General features: G+C 40.8%; 19 protein-coding genes and 2 pseudogenes. 15 read left to right on the forward strand and 6 right to left on the reverse strand.

What is annotated here, in order from left to right; translation table 11 throughout:
• The first annotated feature begins 2 nt into the window (after positions 1-2).
• The 7 genes from ACO1PK_RS13445 (at position 3) to glmM (ending at position 9,080) form a co-directional block, all read left to right on the forward strand.
• Positions 3-1,136, forward strand: a complete 1,134-nt coding sequence (locus ACO1PK_RS13445; RefSeq protein WP_423186120.1) for a glycosyltransferase — start codon at positions 3-5, stop codon at positions 1,134-1,136.
• Positions 1,126-2,316, forward strand: coding sequence for a lipopolysaccharide biosynthesis protein (locus tag ACO1PK_RS13450; RefSeq protein ID WP_423186121.1), 1,191 nt, complete (start codon positions 1,126-1,128; stop codon positions 2,314-2,316). The genes ACO1PK_RS13445 and ACO1PK_RS13450 overlap by 11 nt, the downstream gene beginning before the upstream one ends.
• Positions 2,306-3,505 (forward strand): O-antigen ligase family protein, encoded by a 1,200-nt coding sequence (locus tag ACO1PK_RS13455; RefSeq protein WP_423186122.1) that lies wholly within the window; start codon positions 2,306-2,308, stop codon positions 3,503-3,505. The genes ACO1PK_RS13450 and ACO1PK_RS13455 overlap by 11 nt, the downstream gene beginning before the upstream one ends.
• Positions 3,506-3,516: 11 nt before the next feature.
• The gene (locus ACO1PK_RS13460; RefSeq protein WP_423186123.1) at positions 3,517-5,697 is read left to right on the forward strand and encodes a bi-domain-containing oxidoreductase; all 2,181 of its coding nucleotides are present in this window, start codon (positions 3,517-3,519) and stop codon (positions 5,695-5,697) included.
• Between the two features lie 20 nt (positions 5,698-5,717).
• The gene (locus ACO1PK_RS13465; protein WP_423186124.1) at positions 5,718-6,920 is read left to right on the forward strand and encodes an aspartate-semialdehyde dehydrogenase; all 1,203 of its coding nucleotides are present in this window, start codon (positions 5,718-5,720) and stop codon (positions 6,918-6,920) included.
• Positions 6,907-7,644 carry a WecB/TagA/CpsF family glycosyltransferase gene (locus tag ACO1PK_RS13470; protein WP_423186125.1) on the forward strand — a complete coding sequence of 246 codons (738 nt, stop codon included), beginning with the start codon at positions 6,907-6,909 and terminating at the stop codon, positions 7,642-7,644. The genes ACO1PK_RS13465 and ACO1PK_RS13470 overlap by 14 nt, the downstream gene beginning before the upstream one ends.
• Positions 7,645-7,739: 95 nt before the next feature.
• Complete coding sequence (glmM, locus tag ACO1PK_RS13475; RefSeq protein ID WP_423186126.1) at positions 7,740-9,080, forward strand: phosphoglucosamine mutase; 1,341 nt, start codon at positions 7,740-7,742, stop codon at positions 9,078-9,080.
• Positions 9,081-9,170: 90 nt separating this feature from the next.
• Here the strand turns inward: glmM and ACO1PK_RS13480 are convergent, their stop codons facing one another.
• Positions 9,171-10,181, reverse strand: coding sequence for an acyltransferase (locus ACO1PK_RS13480; RefSeq protein ID WP_423186127.1), 1,011 nt, complete (start codon positions 10,179-10,181; stop codon positions 9,171-9,173).
• A 241-nt stretch (positions 10,182-10,422) separates the two neighbouring features.
• Between ACO1PK_RS13480 and ACO1PK_RS13485 the strand changes: the two genes are divergently transcribed.
• Positions 10,423-11,658 carry an IS4 family transposase gene (locus ACO1PK_RS13485; protein ID WP_423186128.1) on the forward strand — a complete coding sequence of 412 codons (1,236 nt, stop codon included), beginning with the start codon at positions 10,423-10,425 and terminating at the stop codon, positions 11,656-11,658.
• A 168-nt stretch (positions 11,659-11,826) separates the two neighbouring features.
• Here ACO1PK_RS13485 and ACO1PK_RS13490 read toward each other — a convergent pair whose 3' ends face one another.
• Complete coding sequence (locus tag ACO1PK_RS13490) at positions 11,827-12,267, reverse strand: hypothetical protein (protein ID WP_423186129.1); 441 nt, start codon at positions 12,265-12,267, stop codon at positions 11,827-11,829.
• A 486-nt stretch (positions 12,268-12,753) separates the two neighbouring features.
• Between ACO1PK_RS13490 and ACO1PK_RS13495 the strand changes: the two genes are divergently transcribed.
• The 6 genes and pseudogenes from ACO1PK_RS13495 (at position 12,754) to ACO1PK_RS13520 (ending at position 16,765) form a co-directional block, all read left to right on the forward strand.
• Complete coding sequence (locus tag ACO1PK_RS13495; RefSeq protein ID WP_423186130.1) at positions 12,754-14,226, forward strand: mannose-1-phosphate guanylyltransferase/mannose-6-phosphate isomerase; 1,473 nt, start codon at positions 12,754-12,756, stop codon at positions 14,224-14,226.
• 111 nt (positions 14,227-14,337) lie between these two features.
• Positions 14,338-14,973: a hypothetical protein gene (locus ACO1PK_RS13500; protein ID WP_423186131.1), complete on the forward strand. Its 636-nt coding sequence runs from the start codon at positions 14,338-14,340 to the stop codon at positions 14,971-14,973.
• Positions 14,970-15,128, forward strand: coding sequence for a hypothetical protein (locus ACO1PK_RS13505; protein WP_423186132.1), 159 nt, complete (start codon positions 14,970-14,972; stop codon positions 15,126-15,128). The genes ACO1PK_RS13500 and ACO1PK_RS13505 overlap by 4 nt, the downstream gene beginning before the upstream one ends.
• A gap of 204 nt (positions 15,129-15,332) precedes the next feature.
• Positions 15,333-15,686 (forward strand): annotated as a pseudogene (locus tag ACO1PK_RS13510) (cupin domain-containing protein); the annotation flags it as partial.
• 213 nt (positions 15,687-15,899) lie between these two features.
• The gene (locus ACO1PK_RS13515) at positions 15,900-16,154 is read left to right on the forward strand and encodes a hypothetical protein (RefSeq protein ID WP_423186133.1); all 255 of its coding nucleotides are present in this window, start codon (positions 15,900-15,902) and stop codon (positions 16,152-16,154) included.
• The gene (locus ACO1PK_RS13520; RefSeq protein WP_423186134.1) at positions 16,142-16,765 is read left to right on the forward strand and encodes a zeta toxin family protein; all 624 of its coding nucleotides are present in this window, start codon (positions 16,142-16,144) and stop codon (positions 16,763-16,765) included. Before ACO1PK_RS13515 ends, ACO1PK_RS13520 begins: the two co-directional genes overlap by 13 nt.
• Positions 16,766-16,858: 93 nt before the next feature.
• Here ACO1PK_RS13520 and ACO1PK_RS13525 read toward each other — a convergent pair whose 3' ends face one another.
• Together ACO1PK_RS13525 and ACO1PK_RS13530 are read right to left on the reverse strand one after the other, a co-directional pair.
• Positions 16,859-17,125, reverse strand: a complete 267-nt coding sequence (locus ACO1PK_RS13525; RefSeq protein ID WP_423186135.1) for a BrnA antitoxin family protein — start codon at positions 17,123-17,125, stop codon at positions 16,859-16,861.
• Positions 17,106-17,378, reverse strand: a complete 273-nt coding sequence (locus tag ACO1PK_RS13530) for a BrnT family toxin (RefSeq protein ID WP_423186136.1) — start codon at positions 17,376-17,378, stop codon at positions 17,106-17,108. The genes ACO1PK_RS13525 and ACO1PK_RS13530 overlap by 20 nt, the downstream gene beginning before the upstream one ends.
• 243 nt (positions 17,379-17,621) lie before the next feature.
• Here ACO1PK_RS13530 and ACO1PK_RS13535 point away from each other — a divergent pair.
• Positions 17,622-17,729 (forward strand): annotated as a pseudogene (locus tag ACO1PK_RS13535) (hypothetical protein); the annotation flags it as partial.
• A 104-nt stretch (positions 17,730-17,833) separates the two neighbouring features.
• On the opposite strand, the gene ACO1PK_RS13540 reads toward ACO1PK_RS13535, so the two are convergent.
• Both ACO1PK_RS13540 and ACO1PK_RS13545 read right to left on the reverse strand, forming a co-directional pair.
• Complete coding sequence (locus tag ACO1PK_RS13540) at positions 17,834-18,289, reverse strand: type II toxin-antitoxin system YhaV family toxin (protein ID WP_423188223.1); 456 nt, start codon at positions 18,287-18,289, stop codon at positions 17,834-17,836.
• Positions 18,290-18,309: 20 nt separating this feature from the next.
• A complete protein-coding gene (locus ACO1PK_RS13545) occupies positions 18,310-18,642 on the reverse strand; it encodes a type II toxin-antitoxin system PrlF family antitoxin (RefSeq protein ID WP_423186137.1) in 333 nt (110 codons plus the stop codon).
• Positions 18,643-18,656 lie beyond the last annotated feature (14 nt).

Below are 18,656 nucleotides of genomic sequence, written 5' to 3' on the forward strand. Positions count from 1 at the left end.
AAATGAATAAATATGATAAATATGATGGTGTGATCTGCTTTGCTGGTGAAGATTGGTGGTACCATAATCATGGTCATTTTGACATGAAAGTAATGGAATGCTTAGCAAAAGATAAAAAAGTATTATTTATAAATTCCGTCGGAATGAGAGTTCCTGTCATTGGCAAGTCATCACAGGTTTTTAAAAAGATATTTAGAAAGCTAAAAAGTATTTTTAAAGGTACTGTTAAGGTCAATAGTAATTTTTATGTTTATTCGCCTTTTTACTTACCGGGTAAAACTGGTCAATCCATCTCAGATATTTTTCTTAAAGCCCAAGTCAAATGGCAATTAAAGAAGCTTGGTATTAAAAAACCTCTTGTTTGGGTAGTTACCCCAACTGTTTCAAAAACTGCTTTTGCAATCACCAATGATGTAATATATCAAAGAACAGATAAAAATGAGGAGTTGAGTGATGGTAACTTTGAATATATAGATAGTCATGTTAAAAACTTAAAAAAGAACTCGCTTTTTACTATTTACTCTTCTAAAGATTTACTCGCTCTTGAAGAAAGAGAGTGTGCTAGATGTATTCATGTTTGTCATGGTATATCAGATGTTTTTTTTGACGGTAATCTTTCCAAGAAGAATAATGAAATGAGCTCTGATTTATCAAAAAAAGTATTATTTGTAGGAGCAGTTGATTCACATACATTCGATTTGATTTTATTGGAAAAGGCTTCTTTAATGAATCCTTCAGTAAGTTTTTATATCGTAGGTGATGTTACTCTAGATAAAGATTTTAAAATTCCAAGTAATGTATATTTCTTGGGAAAAAAAGAACAAAGTGACATCCCCTCGTATTTAGATAAAGCGGATGTTCTTACTATGTTTTGGCTACAAAACGATTGGATAAAATACTGTAGCCCAATTAAATATAAAGAATACTTATCTGCAGGTAAACCAATTGTTTCAACAGAGTTTAGTGGTTGCGGTGACTTTAAAAGTGATTTTGTGTATATCTGTAATACGCATGAAGAGTTCCTAAATAAATTGAGTTTGGCTTTAGATTTAAATAACTTTTATAAAGTCGATATGACTGAACATAGATGGGTTAACAAAGCTAATAAAGTAGTAAGATTTTTAAATGAAATCTAAATTTTTAATTGCCATAGTTGATCAGTTTGGCTTTTCAATATCAAGTTTTTTATTCTTCATTTACGTTGCTAGAAATACCAATGTGGAACAGTTAGCTGAGTTTTCTGTTTGCGTTGCACTTTCTATTTTATTTCAAGGTGTACAAAGAAATCTTATAATTATTCCTTTAATGACCTCAGGTTTTCTCTGTTCTAATAGGAGGTTTAACTATTATTACTCCTTTTCTACTTTCCTTAGTGTCTTTATTTCTTTTTTGGCAATTTTTATATTTATTTTATATGCTTTATATACTGATGCTGATGTTTTTATAAATGTCGTTTTTGTTTTTTTATATGTCTTTTGTTCTTGGAATTACGAATTTAAAAGGAGGCGCTGCTGGCTGCTTCTTGATTATAAAGCGATTTTTCAGAGTGTTTTTTTACTTATTTTTACTTTGTCCTTTTTTTGTTTATTTTTAGATTCATCAAAGTATGTAATTTTTTACTACCCTTTGTCTTTGTTGGTAGCAGTTATCCCGTTTGGTTTTAAAGAAAAAGTTCATTCAATTTCGGTTGGAAGTTTTTTAAAACGCTTTAAAGAAAGAAAATTTGAAATATCCAGTGGTTTTTTATACGGATTTTACAATAACTTTTTGATAGTTTTATCAGGGTTGTTTTTTGGTCCTGCTTCAGCTGCTTTTTATTCTGTAGCAAGGAACTTACTCCAACCTGTTCAGGTTCTGATAAGTGCAATAGATTCTTTTGACAAGAAAGATCTCTCTCTTGGCTATCATAAATACGGAGTTAAATTTCTATTTTCATCAATTTTAAGAATGAGCCTGATCTGTTTATTTGCTTCTTTTTTATACTTTATTGTTATCTTTTATAACTATTCATTTTTAAATGAATTTTTATTTGATGGTAAATACGTAGATATTGAGCGATTACTTCTTTTATCCTTTTTTTCATACGTCTTTATGATATTTGGCCACTTTTTAGAGAATGGTTTATACATATGTAAATTAGGCGAGAGCTTATTCTTTAATAGGCTGGCAGCTAGTATTACTTCTTTCTTTATTTTACTTTTAGCTAGCGGTTTTTTTGGTTACTTTTCAATTCCTTTGGCTATGTTAGCTGGTTGGTTTGTTATCGTTTTATTTTCTCTAAAGATAATTTTAAATAAGGTAACTTATGAAGGTTAGGCTTTCAGAAGGTTTTGTATCTTTTTTATACGTTTTGCTGATTGTCACAACACTAATCTCCTTTAGGAATAGAGGTGTAGATTCATCTGGTTTTGATCTTCAGATCTTAAGTAAAATTATCGTCTGGTTTTTTTGTGGTGTTTTGGGTTTAATATTTTGGTTTAAGGTTAACTTCAGTTTAAACTCTTTATGTCAGCTGTTTATTGTTATATTTTCTTGTTATATTGTCATAACATCACCATTTTCTCCAGCTGGTCTTTATTCTGTTGTAACGTCGATTGTATTTTTTTGTTTTGTTATGTTCAATATTTTACTTTTTAAAACTCTAGAGGTTAGTGATGTATTAAAAGCCGTTGTGATTTCATCAGTTTTTATATCTTTTGCTTCTCTAATCTCGTTGTTTTTATTTCCTGGACTGGTTTATCAAGAATTTTGGAATGACTTGGGCTATATAGAGGGAGTTAGACTAAAAGGTTTGACGGATAACGCAAACTCTCTTGGTCAGCTTTGTGCTTTTTCTTTATTCTTGATTTTAGTTAATTACCGTGAAACCTTCAAAGGAAAGGTTTATTTTAAGTATTTTATTTTAGCGCTTCTTTTTCTGTTTCTTTTATTAAGTCAAAGCAGAACGTCATTTTTGGCATTGTGTATTGCTTTGTCTTATTACTACTTTTTTCGAAGATTCAAAATTTTATACACTTTTATATATTTTTTGTTTTGTTTTGCTACTGTTGTGTTTTTAACAGAAATTCATTTGCACATTTTGCCTTCTTTTTCAAGGAGCGGAAGTATTGAAGAACTTTTTACCTTTACTGGCCGTACATTAGTATGGGAAGCAGTAATAGATCTAATTAGAAATGAGCCTTTTTTTGGTTATGGCTATGCATCTTCAAAGGTTATAATACCACTTAATTTTGAAACCAGTTGGGGTTGGACCACTGTCAATAGTCATTCTTTTTTGCTTCAGTTATTCTTATCTGTAGGTATTGTAGGAGCTTTACCTGTTATTATCATTATCGTTTTTCAATTATTCAGACTATTTTCATTTAAAGGCCGACTTTCTTCTTCTATTTTTATATTTGTTTTAATTACAGGTATATTAGAAAGTGGTGCAATTGGGCCGATACCTAACTTTATGACATTAGTTTGGTTGTTATCTATATTTTTAATTCATTTCGAAAATAATTAAAGGAAATATTAATGAAACAAGTAACTCAAACTCTGAGAACTGGTGTTGTTGAGGTTAATAATGTTCCAGTTCCTACGCTTACTGATTCTTTTGTTCTTGTTTGTAATACTGCTTCTGTTATTTCAGCTGGAACTGAGAAAACAAAAATCGATATGGGTAAAAAAAACCTATTGCAAAAAGCGAAGGCTAGACCAGATTTAGTTAAACAAGTTCTTAAAAAACTTAAAACAGAAGGTTTTGCTAAAACCTTTCAAACGGTAAATTCACGTTTAAATTCGCCTTCGCCTTTAGGTTATAGTTGTGCGGGTAATGTTGTGGCTGTGGGTGGCTTGGTTGAGGGCTTAAAACCTGGCGATCGGGTGGCGTGTGGTGGTGCTGATTACGCTAACCATGCTGAGTTTGTTGCTGTACCCAAAAACTTAGTTGTAAAAATACCTGCAAATGTGACTGATGAAGAGGCCGCGTTTACTACTGTTGGTTCTATTGCTCTGCAAGGTGTTCGCTTAGCTGAGCCTAAGCTGGGTGAAACTTTTTTGGTGCTTGGCCTTGGTTTGTTAGGCCAAATTGCAGTGCAATTACTGCGCGCTAATGGATGTCATGTTTTGGCTACCGATCTTGACCCAGCTTTAATTAAACGCGCTGAAGGTTTTGGGGCAACCGGTATTTACCCTGGTAGTGATGTTGAAGCAGTATGCAGAGATTTAACCGGGGGCTATGGTGTTGACGGCGTATTAGTTTGCGCTGGTACGTCTAGTAACCAACCGATTGAATTATGCGGTGCTGTTACCCGCTCTAAAGGACGAGTGGTTGTTGTAGGCGCTGTGCGTATGGACATACCGCGCGAAGATTACTTCAAAAAAGAAATATCGGTTGTTATCTCACGCTCTTACGGGCCTGGCCGTTATGACCCGTTTTATGAAGAAAATGGTAATGATTACCCATTAGCTTATGTACGTTTTACCGAACAGCGCAATATGCAAACCTTTTTAGAACTGGTAGCACAACAAAAAATCGATGTGAAAAGCCTGATTACTCATCGTTTTTCTGTAGATGAAGCGGCCAATGCTTATGCGCTAATTGAAGGTGAAAAGCGCGAGCCGTACCTTGGTATTGTGATGAACTATACAGCCAGTGCTACCGCGCCACAGGCGCCGCGCATTATCACTGCTATTAGTCCAATTAATAAAGAGAAGCTTGGGTTATCCTTTTTTGGTGCAGGTAACTATGCTACTGCAAGTTTGTTGCCGCCAATGCGTGATAGCGGCAAAGTTGATTTTAGAGGCTTGGTAACAGCCAGTGGAAGAACAGCGCAAGGTGTTGCTAAGCAGTTTGGCTTTCAGTTTTGCGCAGGGCAATTTAGTGAGTTACTTGCTACTGACACTAATGTGATTGTTGTGACCACCCGGCATGATAGTCACGCCAGTTCTGTAATAGCTGCAATTAATGGTGGTAAGCACGTTTATGTAGAAAAACCATTAGCGTTAAATGTGGATGAGTTGTTAGCTATTGATGCGGCATTGCAACAACAGCCACATTTGCAGCTTATGGTTGGTTTTAACCGTCGTTTTGCGCCTTCTACGCAAGAGCTGATTAAACATTTTGAAACTGTAAAATCGCCTAAAGTTGTTAATATTCGTGTTAACGCTGGCAGTATTCCAGCTGATCACTGGATACAAGATCCTAAAGAAGGTGGTGGTAGGTTAATAGGTGAAGGCTGTCACTTTATTGATCTTGCTTCGGCACTATTGCAGCAAAACCCAAAAACAGTGTTCGCTATTGGCACTGCAAAAGCGAATAAGTCTGCCTTATTGAACGATAATGTGGTTATTACCTTAAGCTACTCAGATGGCAGTATCGCTACCATCACTTATACTGCAGATGGAGCTAAAGCTATGAGCAAAGAATACGTTGAAATGTTTGGTGGCGGTCGTTCGGCTATCATTAACGATTTCCGTGAAGCCGTATTGTACGAAGGTGATAGTAAAGAAACTTTAAAGAAGCTGTCGGCACAAGATAAAGGCCAAAAGCAGATGATTCAAAATTGGCTTGCAGGCTTACAAACTGGAAAGCCATGCGTAAGCTACGACTGTTTAATGGCAAATAGTTTGGCAACCATTATGGCAGTAGAATCCATGACTATTGGTGGTCCTTTGGTTGTTGAATTAGACGGTCAGGAACTAACAGCTTCTTAATTAGCAGCAAGGGATATGTAATGCTTAATAATACTTCTAACGCTGGCAAAGTGACTACAGATGTTGTAGAGGCGCTTTTTGCAAGTGCCAAAGCACAAAGCTTTGCTGGCTATGATCCTTTTGATGGTTTAAACAGCAAACTCTTTTCCGTATTGCCCTTTTTAAAAAAAGGGCTATTTGGTCTAGCTTGGATCCAATTACATAAACGCTCGCCCATTAATTTGCGGCCTTTGCTTGGTGTGCCTAAAGCACGTAACCCTAAAGGGGTTGGCTTATATATCTTAGGTATGCTGCAGCAGTATAAACAAAATGGTGATGCCAGCTTACTTACCCAGGCCTGTGAGTTAGCAGATTGGTTATTAAGCCAGCAAAGCGATAAAGAGCAGTGGCAACACGCGTGTTGGGGCTATCATTTTGATTGGAATGCCCGCGCGTTTTTTGTGCCCAAGGGTAAACCTAATGTAATTACCACCATTTATGTTGCGCAGGCGTTATTTGCCTTATCTAAGGTAGTTGATAAACCGCTTTACCGCACAGTAGCCTTTGATGCTGCTAATTTTATTGTGAAAACCCTGTTTACCCAGCATGAGGGGCGTACCTTTTTTGCTTATATCCCTGGTGAAACAGCCTTTGTGCACAATGCCAGTTTATGGGGCGCTGCCTGGGTAGCGATAGTAGCAGCAGAAACACAGAATAAAGAATACGCTGAACTCGCCTTGCAAGTTGCCAGACAAAGTGTTGCCGAGCAGGGAGTGGATGGCAGCTGGGTATATGGTTCGCGCCATCATCATCAGTTTATTGATGGCTTTCATACCGGTTATAACCTTGAAGCTCTGCATCATATCCGATCCGCACTAACAACAACTGAATTTGACCAAGCCATAACCAAAGGTTTGGCCTTTTACAAAGCAGAGTTGTTTGAAAAAGATGGCACGGCTAAGTACTACCATAATAATCGCTACCCACTGGATATGCATTCTGTTGCGCAAGCTGTAATAACCTTAATTCGTGTTGGTGGTACAGCTGAAGATATGGCGTTGGCGGAAAAATGTATTAACTGGTCTATTGGTGAGCTTTACATGCCAAAACAGCAGCGTTTTGTGTATCAAAAGAGCGCGCGCTATACCAATAAAGTTAACTATATGCGTTGGACGCAAGCTTGGGTTTATTATTCATTCGCCCTTTTTAACCGTGTAAAGGCAGAGCAAGATGCAAAGGATTAATTTTTTAGGCAACCCAATGGATTCTGCCAGTATGCAACAAACCGTGCAGGTGATTTCTGAGCGGGTTGCGAATAAACAATTTACCCAGCATGTTGTGGTGAATGTGGCAAAACTGGTGAATATGGGTAAAGACCCAGAGTTAGCGGCTTCTGTTAAAGAGTGCGACATTATCAATATCGACGGCATGGGGGTGGTACTGGGTGCGCGCTTTTTAGGGCATAAGGTAACCGAGCGCGTAGCGGGTGTGGATTTGTTTTTAGAGTTGTTGGCTATGGCTGCAGCTAAAGGCTATCCGGTATTTTTCTTAGGTGCTAAGCAAGAAGTTGTGGCAGAAACCACGGCTCGTATGCTGACAAAATACCCGCAGTTAAAAGTAGCCGGTTATCACCATGGTTACTTTTGGGATAACGAGCAAGCGGTAGTTGAGCAAATTAAAGCCTCTGGTGCCCGTTTATTATTTGTCGCTATAACCTCACCGAAAAAAGAAAACTTTATTAACCGTTGGCGTGAGCAGTTAGGTGTGGATTTTGTAATGGGGGTTGGCGGCACCTTTGACGTTATGGCGGGTAAGGTTAAACGCGCGCCCGTATGGATGCAAAACTACGGTTTAGAGTGGTTTTACCGCGTACTACAAGAACCCGGCCGTATGTGGAAACGCTATTTAGTGACTAATAGTGCCTTTGCTTGGATGTTGTTAAAAGCAAAGGTGAGCGGGAAGCAATAATTAAACTTTGTGAAAAAGCCCCTTGAACAGACATTGGGTTTTATAAAGCGGATAAACCGTTACAAATTAATTAATATCATTTTTAAGGATGAATAATGAAGCGCGAATTTTTTGGTACTGACGGTGTGCGCGGTAAAGTAGGTGAGTTTCCTATGACTGCCGATTTTGCTATGAAATTAGGCTGGGCTGCTGGCAAGGTGCTGGCGGCAACGGGCACTAAAGAAGTACTTATTGGTAAAGATACCCGTGCCAGTGGCTATATGTTGGAATCGGCGTTAGAGGCCGGTTTATCGGCTGCTGGGGTAAATATAGCCCTAGTTGGCCCCTTGCCAACACCTGCGGTTGCTTATTTAACCTCTACCTTTCGGGCTGATGCCGGTGTAGTGATTAGCGCCTCGCATAATCCTTTTTATGATAATGGCATTAAGTTCTTTTCTAACAAAGGCACTAAGTTAACCGATGAGCAAGAAGCAGAAATTGAAGCCTTGCTTGAACACGCGCTAACAATTGGCATAGATTATGTTAGCAGTGAAAAACTGGGTAAGGCGCGCCGTATTGATGATGCAGCCGGGCGTTATATTGAGTTTTGTAAAGGCACATTGGCTAACCATTTAAGCTTAACAGGGTTAAAGCTAGTGGTAGATTGCGCCAATGGTGCGGCCTATAAGGTAGCCCCAGCGGTATACCGTGAGCTGGGTGCTGAAGTTGTAGCCATTCATTGTGCGCCAGATGGTATTAATATTAATGAAAAGTGCGGTGCTACTCATCTAGATAGCTTAGCAACTGCTGTAGTTGCCCATAACGCGCATTTAGGAATTGCCCTGGATGGTGACGCCGACAGATTAATGTTGGTCGATAACAATGGTGTGGTAGTCGATGGCGATGAAATTCTATATATGTTGGCTAGTACTGCTAAGCAAGCCGGTGTATTGCAAGGCGGGGTAGTGGGTACGCAAATGGCTAACCTAGGTTTAGAGTTAGCGTTGCAACAGCTCGATATTCCATTTAGCCGCGCTAAAGTTGGCGATCGTTATGTGTTAGAGCAACTTAAAGCGCTAAACTGGCAAATTGGCGGTGAGAATTCTGGCCATATTTTATTGTTAGATAAAGTAAGTACGGGTGATGCTATTGTCGCTTCTCTTCAAGTGCTTGCAGCCATGCTGCAAAGTGGTAAGCCCTTGGCTGAATTTAAGCTGGGTATGCAAAAACTGCCGCAAGTGCTTATTAACGTAAGAGTAACGGGTGATGCAGCTACAATTTTAACTTCCCCAGCAGTACAACAAGCCGTAGCCAGTGCTGAACAGCAGTTAGGTAAAACCGGCCGCGTGTTATTGCGTAAATCGGGCACCGAACCACTTATTCGGGTAATGGTTGAAGCCACGGATGCGAATCTTTGTCGCCAGATGGCCGAGCAGATAGCTGCTGCGGTTGTTTAATTTGCTTGTAGTACTGTATCTAAGCTCATCCTCAATGTTGTGTACTTTTTATTTAATAATAATTTTTATTTTTACAGTTTATTGGTGTTTTTATATAAGTCTTTTTAATATAGGGGTTTTACTCATTGTAAATGTTACTAAAATTGAAAGTATAAATACAAAAACAGTAATGGTTGGAATTGAGATGCTGGGCTCGAAGTTAATTGCTCCAAATTTTTTGTACTGAAGAGCTCCTAGAATTAGAGGGTGGAAAAGATATATTCCAAAGGTTAGATTTGATAACTCTCTTGTCCTTTTTGTGTTCAATAAGCTTCTATTTAATGACTTAAATAAATACATAATTGAAATAGACATCGGAATTACAGTTATACTCACATATCCATAAAAATATAAACCGATATCTAAACCATGCTTTTTTGACAAGTAGAAGCAGCCAATGGCAGTGAGTATGATAGATATGGTTAGAGTGAGAAAAATAGTTATTATTTTCGGAGGGTTCATGTCTCTTTTAATGTATAGCCCCATCAAGAAATAGGGAATATAGTCAAGAAACCACGTAATGAAAATTCTATCTTTGGTATTATAAAATATCTCATGTGCGTAATTTAATGTGGATATTATAAAACCAATTGCTGAGAATAAAAGTAACTCTCTCTGGGTTGAGTTCAAAGCAATTTTACGAAGTGCTGGAGTTATAATGTAAAGGAATACTATCATATAAATATACCACATGTGGTAATGTGGTTTGCCACTCAAAATCCTTTCCAAAATATCGGAGTATGTTAACTTACTTCCTGTTACAAGCCCCTCTAAGATAGCAAGAGTAATAAATAACATTGACCAAAAAAAAGCTGGAGTTAAAATTTTAGATGTACGCTTTAAATAAAAAGTTTTTAAGTTTTCATTCTTTTCTTCTGAAAGGAGCAATGCTCCGCTTATCATCACAAATACAGGAACACACCACCTTACAGCAGAGTCATAAATGTTACCAATCCACCATTCATAAGAACCAACCTCTTTTCCTAGCACAATACCTGATGAAACGTGTAGCAAAATAACTGCAAAAACTGCGATTATCCTAGAGTTATCAAGCCAGATCATTTTATTTCCTTAAAAGGATGTGTTGATGAGTTTTAGGTCATCTTTGACATATTTCGTTGTCAGCTTTCTTATTATACTTTTACTATATGAAAAATTTCAATGAGTGTAATTTTAAACTCAGAGATAATATTTTCTTTTCGAATTTTTTGATTTCAATCAAGGGGTCAGAGTCTGAGGTATCCCCATAAAATTAGGCTTTAAAACAAAAAGATGAATTCGGAAGGAACATTCATGGCGTTTGGTGATCAGATCAATCGCCAAAAATCACCGTGACCAAACAACCATGAATGTTCGCACTATCTTGACCAATATTGTTTCATTTGTCACACCAAAAATGCATGCCACCAGACAAAAAGCTGTGATTGACTGCGTGCATAGCCTGGCAAACGGAAGTGCTGCTACTGTGACCAGCATTGGCTGGGGCATTAGTTCAAATGCCTATGAAAAACATAATATTAAGCGTGCCGACAGGCTGCTGTCTAATTCGCACTTTTTGCGTGAAAAAACTGTGGTTTATGGTGCAATTTGTCGGTTATTCTGTACTGCCAAGCATCCAACGATAAGCATTGACTGGTCTGATTTAGATGAGTGTAAAAGACACTTTTTGCTTCGTGCTTCACTAAGTTTTGATGGTCGTGCTATCACGCTGTACGAGGAAGTTCATCCGTTAAGTACCAAAGAGAAGCCTGCTGCGCATAAGCTATTTTTACGCCGGTTATCACTGCTACTGCCTACGAGTTGTAAACCGGTGATTGTTACTGATGCAGGCTTTAAAACACCTTGGTTCAGGCAAGTTGAAGCGCTAGGTTGGTATTTTGTTGGCCGGGTTCGCAAGCCTAATTTTTACACTATCGACAGTGGTGCACACTGGCAGTGCATAAGTCAGTTGTATCTCAAAGCAACACAGCGACCTAAACAATATCAGGCACAGATAGCCCGGAACACACCCTTTGCCTGCTCGCTTACGCTGTATAAGCAAAAAGCACAGGGAAGACATGCACTTAATGCTGATGGCAGTATCAAAGCTTCTAAAAAATCACAAGCCAATGCGCGCGCTAATTCAGACCCGTGGCTACTCGCCTCGAATTTGCCGACAACCCGTCAGCATGGCAAAAACATTGTCGCGATTTACCGTCAGCGTATGCAAATAGAAGAAAGCTTCAGAGATATGAAGAGTACTCAGTTTGGCTTAGGATTCGAACAAAACTGTACAACAAAACTTAACCGCCTGAGTAACTTACTGCTGCTGGTTACCTTAGCGTCATTGGCACTCATCTTACTTGGTGTTGGGGTAACAGCGGCTAAAAAACATTGGCAATTTCAGGCAAATACCGAGCGTGAAAAACGAGTATTATCGTTCCATACACTGGGTTTGCGAGCTATCGCAAGAAGCATGAAACTGACAACGAAGCAGTGGCGAGATACCTTAACGCACTGTAGGCATTTACTCGACACCACCTGTTGCAGCATTATATGATACTAAAATTTCGTGGGGATCCCTCAGGGTCAGAGTTGTTGATTTTAGGTAGGTTTTGATCAAGGATTCAGCGATCAATAACTCTGACCCTTGATCGACTATGCCCCTTTGTTTCTTGATCAGTATCACTTTGCTGGTAAGGCAATTACGCACTCAGGGCCCCCCTTTTTAGTCGGCCTTATTGCAAGTAGTGGGGCTTTCAAACGCAACTTTGTTGATTGCCTCACCTGGGGCTTTAAGTTTATCTGCTGGATAAACATCGACAACTGCTGAAATGGCAACCCCGCATTCCGTAACAGCGGTAAGGGAATATTGGCCATTTCCTAAATTTGAGAAATCAAAAAAAATGGCGTTATTACTTTTTGTTATACGGTTATTGTTTATCCCTCTACCAATTTTAAAGCTATCTTTGCCATTGGCAACAAATACCACAGAACCGCCAGCGGGCACACTTAAATGAAATACACCGTAATTGGCTTGCTCAGCAGTAACCTTATTAAGTAAGTACATTTTATTTCGAACATCTGCTGTTTCAATTTTTTGCGTTTGTGCTTGTGCAAAAGAACCAATCAAAAGCGCGATACAAGTGGCAGTTTTTAATAACTTCATAGTGGTTTTCCCTGTATAAGTACTAATTATGTATATGATAAATTAGCATTTTTGAGCTTAAGTGCAATTCATATTTGGCAGGTTAAGTGTAAGTGCGCGTTATTGTAGTTATGCTTTGCCGTCTATTACATTTAGGTTTGATTTGTTCTAAGCTTATTCATCCCCGTAGTTAGAGGATGACAGCATGTCTTTTTCATTTGAATATTTAGTTGCCGAGTATACCTGTCGGTGTAAGCATTGCGGTAGGTTAACTCGGCCTAAGGTAAAAAACGTTATTTACCGAAATGATCTTTGTGATTCCACTGCCTATTGCACTCATTGCGAAAAAGACATTGATGGTATGAAAACGGAAACAAAAATCATCGTTTTTACTCTGGCAACCGTAGTTATTCTTGGTTTCTTAATGTTGATTTTTATGTAAATCCAATCAAGGGGTCAGAATTAATTTCCTGCGGAAATTAGCTCCGACCCCTTTTTCGAGGTGGTATGATTTTTCCGGTTATTTTGGCAGGGGGTAGCGGTAATCGTTTATGGCCTCTATCGCGCAATTTAATGCCAAAACAGTTCTTAAACTTGCATGGTTGTAGTTCTATGTTGCAAACCACGGTACTGCGGTTGGCGGCTTTAGAGGCGCAATTGCCACTGGTTATTTGCAATGAAGAGCATCGCTTTATCGCTGCCGAGCAACTGCGGCAAATTAGCCAGCTTAACCATAATATTTTACTAGAGCCAATTGGCCGCAATACCGCACCAGCGATTGCGCTGGCGGCGTTTACGGCGGTAAAGCAGGGTAGTGATCCTTTGTTATTGGTGTTAGCAGCTGATCATGTAATTGCCGATACGGCAGCCTTTACTGCCGCAGTTAAGCAGGCTGAGGTATTAGCGCAAGCCGATAAATTAGTGACCTTTGGTATTGTGCCTACTGCGCCAGAGACGGGGTATGGGTATATTAAGCGTGGTGATGCGGTTGAGATCGGCGGTAAAAAGGGGTCAGAGCTAATTTCCTGCGGAAATTTAGATCTGACCCCTTTTTCGTCGACCCCTTCGTTTGAAGTGGCGGAGTTTGTGGAGAAGCCGAACTTGGCGACGGCGCAGGGGTATTTGGCCAGCGGTGCCTATTATTGGAATAGCGGTATGTTTATGTTTAAGGCCAGTGTGTATTTGGCTGAGCTAAAGCAGCATCGCCCCGATATTTATGCCGCGTGCGAGTTGGCGATGGCCGAGACGGATCCCGATTTAGATTTTATTCGGGTGAATGCGGCGGCGTTTAAGGCTTGCCCAGAGGATTCGATAGATTACGCGGTAATGGAGAAAACCCAGCATGCGGTGGTGGTGCCATTAGCGGCGGGGTGGAGCGATGTGGGGGCGTGGTCGTCGCTGTGGGAGATCAGCGAGAAAGACGCTAACGGTAATGTGCATAAGGGCGATGTGCTAAGCAGCGGCAGCCAGAATAATTATGTGTTTGCCGAAACGGGCTTAGTGGCCACGGTGGGCTTGCAAGATGTGGTAGTGGTGCAAACCAAAGATGCGGTATTGGTGGCAGCGAAAGACCAGGTGCAAGATGTAAAACATATAGTGCAGCAGCTAAAAGCCGCTGGGCGCACCGAGCATCATATTCACCGCGAGGTGTATCGGCCTTGGGGCAAGTACGATTCTATCGACAACGGCCAGCGTTATCAGGTAAAGCGTATTACGGTAAAACCGGGTGAAAAGCTGTCTATTCAAATGCATCACCACCGCGCTGAGCATTGGATAGTGGTGTCGGGTACCGCCAATGTCACTATCGACGGCAAGGATACCTTGCTAAGCGAAAACCAGTCTATTTACATACCGCTAGGCGCAGTGCATGCGCTGGAAAACCCCGGCAAAATCCCGCTAGAGCTAATTGAAGTGCAATCGGGCTCTTACCTCGGCGAAGATGACATAGTGCGCTTCGCAGATAGGTACGGCCGCAGTTAGTAATCAAGGGGCATACCCTCTTGCCCCGTTAATTTGTTCTTGACTTATTTAACCATGCTATAGAATACTGTCCTTAGTCCTAGGACGCGGGAATTTTGGTTGGTGGTTAGAATGAAAAGTCAAGATATTGTTGTACTCTTTAAAATTGAGTCACTTACACAGCGCTGGATTAATCCAGATCGGTACCATGCAGAGTGGCTCGTTCCTTATTCTCAAACAAATTGGTTGGGTGAGGATATTCTTAATATTGAAGAGCCTTCCGTTGCTTATACAGAGAGTTTGTTTTCCGTTAGAGCCTTAGAGCAGGAAACTGGGATCAGTAAATCTCAAATTAGCTTAAGTTTGAAACGTATGTTTGAGGTAGGTTTAGCAAAAGCCGATCGTAAAACCGGTCTACCAAAAGCCAATACACGTGGCTTGCTTGAATTTATTGCTTATGGGATCCAGTACGTTTTTCCTGCCAAAGAGGGGGAAGTAACGCGAGGCATTGCAACGTCAATTGCCGCGCCTGTTCTGCAAGGTAAGTTAATGTCATCTGGCGAGCTTGCACCTATTTGGCCCTATTTTAACGGGCAGCTCAAGGGTGTTGCAGTGCAACCTTTACATGAAAATATCTTTACTGCTGTTCGAACAGATGATTTGTGTTACGCGCTGCTAGCGCTCACAGACGCGGTAAGGATAGGGCATTCCAGAGAACGAACTATTGCCATTGATATGTTACGCAAACTGTTGCAGGTAAACTCGTGAGTAAAGTGAATTTTCAGAAAGAGATGTTGGTTCAGGTGGCCACCGCTTTGCATGAATTGTTACCGCAAGTCGTTTTTATTGGCGGTTGTACTACGGGGCTGTTTTTAACAGATGCTTTGAATCAAGGGGTCAGAGTTGTTGATCGAGGCTATTAAAACCTTTCCTATACTTTTCATTGCGTTAGTTTAGGCTGGTTGGAAATTAGCTCCGACCCCTTTTTCGAGGCGGTATGATTTTTCCGGTTGTTTTGGCAGGGGGTAGTTGTAATCGTTTATGGCCTTTATCGCGGCCGAGCAGCTGCGGCGGCGTTTAAGGCTTGCCCAGAGGATTCGATAGATTACGCGGTAATGGAGAAAACCCAACATCATATTCACCGTGAGGTGTATCGGCCTTGGGGCAAGTACGATTCTATCGGCAACGGCCAGCGTTATCAGGTAAAGCGTATTACGGTAAAACCGGGTGAAAAGCTGTCTATTCAAATGCATCACCACCGCGCCGAGCATTGGATAGTGGTGTCGGGTACCGCCAATGTCACTATCGACGGCAAGGATACCTTGCTAAGCGAAAACCAGTCTATTTACATACCGCTAGGCGCAGTGCATGCGCTGGAAAACCCCGGTAAAATCCCGCTAGAGCTAATTGAAGTGCAATCGGGCTCTTACCTCGGCGAAGATGACATAGTGCGCTTCGCGGATAGGTACGGCCGTAGTTAGTAATCAAGGGTAATCAAGGGGTCAGAGTTAATTTCCTGCGGAAATTAACTCTGACCCCTTGATTAGATTAGACCCCGACCCCTTGATTACGGAAATTAGCCCCGACCCCTTTTTACTTGCCCCCTTTATTCGACGTATTTTTACTGCAAGAACTTTTAGGAGTATACTCTTGTTATTAGTGCTATCACTGCTAGTGACATTGAGGAGGGTTTTATGGCGCAACAGGTTAAAAAAATTTCGCAAGCAAAGCGCAAAGATCCATTAACCGATTTGGCTAGTCTTACCTCTATTGGTAAAACTGCATCTCGACTAGCTCGGGCAAAAGCGCTTGAAAATGGTGTATCTTTCACTTTTGCGCAACAAGGCGTTATTAAACGGCGCTACCCTGATGGTAGAGTAGAGATTGTTCGTACTATGGAACATTTTGCTGATTTTCCTACTTTAGAACAAGATTTATGCCGCGATTAAGGTTAATCGCTGGGCCTAATGGGTCAGGTAAGACAACGTTAACAAATGAGTTGCGTGAAAAGTATGATGTTCCGCTTGGGCAATATGTTAATCCAGATGAGATTGAATTAACCTTAATTGAACATGAACCCGATCCGGTAAGACGTTCTAAGCTTGCCCAAACTATCGCTACTGGCCAGCGCCAGCTTTGGCTTGATATGCAGGTTTCACATAGTTATGAGTCTGTGATGAGCCATCCTAGTCATTTGCAGTATTTGCTTAAAGCAAAAGAACTGGGGTTTAAGTGTTATCTGTACTACGTGTGTATCGCAGATCCCACCATTAATATCGATAGAGTTGATGAACGAGTTCAATTAGGCGGTCACCCTGTGCCGGTTGAAAAAATTGTAGCTCGCTATCATAGAAGCCTTGCTCAACTTTATGACATGGCCAGTCAGTGCCATAGAGTTTACTTCTTTGATAATACCGATATTCTAATACCTTTTGCCGAAGTTAACCCCAATGGTTGGCTAGATATAAAAAATCACGAGTACAATCTTGCCAAGCCAATGTGGTTTCGTGAAAACCTACTTCTAAAGTGGGATAAGTCTAAAATCCGTATCATGAGATAATCTAATCAAGGGGTAATCAAGGGGTCAGAGTTAATTTCCGCAGGAAATTAACTCTGACCCCTTGATTACCCTGACCCCATGCTTCTCGGTATATTATTGTGGGTGTGTGGCTAACCATTCTTTAAGCGCGTTATTCATGCGCGTTTGCCAGCCACGGCCTGTGGCTTTAAAGGCGTTTAGCACTTCGGCATCAAACCGTATAGTGGTAGATACTTTGGGGTTATCTGATACCGGACGCCCACCCCGGCTTAGCTTAGCCATTAAACTGGCTGGCAGCACTTCGGCAGCTGGTTTAAATTGCGCCAAGTCCTCTTCGGTCAATTCGCGCACTTCGCCTTCATCATTTATCAGTTGTTTCATACGCTCTTTGCTCCCGTTGATTTGCCTTTCTGAAACTGATTACCCGGATCCCCTCTTGTGCCTCGGCAAAGCACAATACATGCAAGCGTGCTTGAAGGTAACCTACGGCAATGTAACGTACTTCAGGATACGCTTTGCGGGTGTCTTGCATTATTCTGGCCGTTGCCCAATCTAAATTAGCCGCATCGTCAAACGATAATTGACGCTCCTGAATATTGCGCTGGTTTTTGGCGGTATCGTAGGTAATGCGCAATGTAGCATCCTGCCTTGTGTTAACACTCTATTACTGTAGTAACAAAAACCTATTTAAGCAAGGATTTTTAATAAAGGGATCAGGTCTTGACTTTTGCCAATCAAGGGGTCAGAGTTAATTTCCTGCGGAAATTAGCTCCGGCCCCTTTTTCCTGAGATACAGGTAGTTAGCCTTCCCGATCTATATGGCAATCAAGGGGTCAGAGTTATTTTCCAGCGGAAATTAGCTCTGACCCCTTTTTCGCTGGAAAACCCCGGCAAAATTCCGCTAGAGCTTATTGAAGTGCAATCGGGCTCTTATTTGGGTGAAGACGACATTGTGCGCTTTGCAGATAGGTACGGCCGCAGTTAGCAATCAAGGTAATCAACTCTGACCCCTTGATTCCCGCTGCTGCATATAAACTAATCCGAATCACGATCCAGATTATTTTCTTATCAAAAGAAGGGATTAGATAGTTAAGGAGAGAGTTGCGCGTCCGTGGCAGCTTTTAAAAGGGCATCCCAATCATCCGGGGGATTGCCTGACTTTAGCATCTTTGCAAATACTGTGTAAGCATCCGTCTTACTGTCGTAGGCTCGTTTGCTGTCTTCATCATTGACCCAAGCATAAACAATAATTTTCGATTCAAGATGATAACGAAAGAATAGCCGATACTGCTGAAAAAATTTGGCACGAAACCAATGTTTATTGTGGCCACCTAATGTCGTCCCTTGGCGATAGTCTGGCAACGTTGGATCTTGAGCGATAATCTCAAAAGCCAGCTTATAGATTGCTGCTAACCGCTTCGCGTCGTTTTTCTTAATGTACTCTTGTGGATCTTTTGCTTTTAATGCCTCTACTTTGTCTTTCAACGTTTGGTACTGCTGTGCAAAAAGAGGATGGGTAAATAGCGTCCAACCATTGACCACCATCGGAGCATTGTCTGGCAAAGTTATTCATCCTCATCAGATAATGCTGCATCCAAATCCACTTCTACCCCAGTAACCAGCGATGCCACGCTCTGACGCATACTCGCTGATAATGGTTGTAACTTTTCAGGATGCTTTTGCATATCAACAGCCAAAAAGGATAAAAACTGGTCCAGCACAGGATCAGTTTCCGCCGAATCAGCTCGTTGCATCAGTACGCTGCCATCGGATTGGATGATGTATTTAATCTTGTCTTTCTTATCCAGATGTAATGCCTGACGCACAGAACTTGGTACTGTTGTCTGGAAACGATCTGTCAATGTTGATTCTGCTTCCAAAGCCATTTGTACAAACATGATGTTCTCCGCAG

The organism is Alishewanella sp. d11 (genome assembly GCF_049390205.1).
In the GTDB taxonomy this organism is placed as follows: Bacteria; Pseudomonadota; Gammaproteobacteria; order Enterobacterales; family Alteromonadaceae; genus Alishewanella.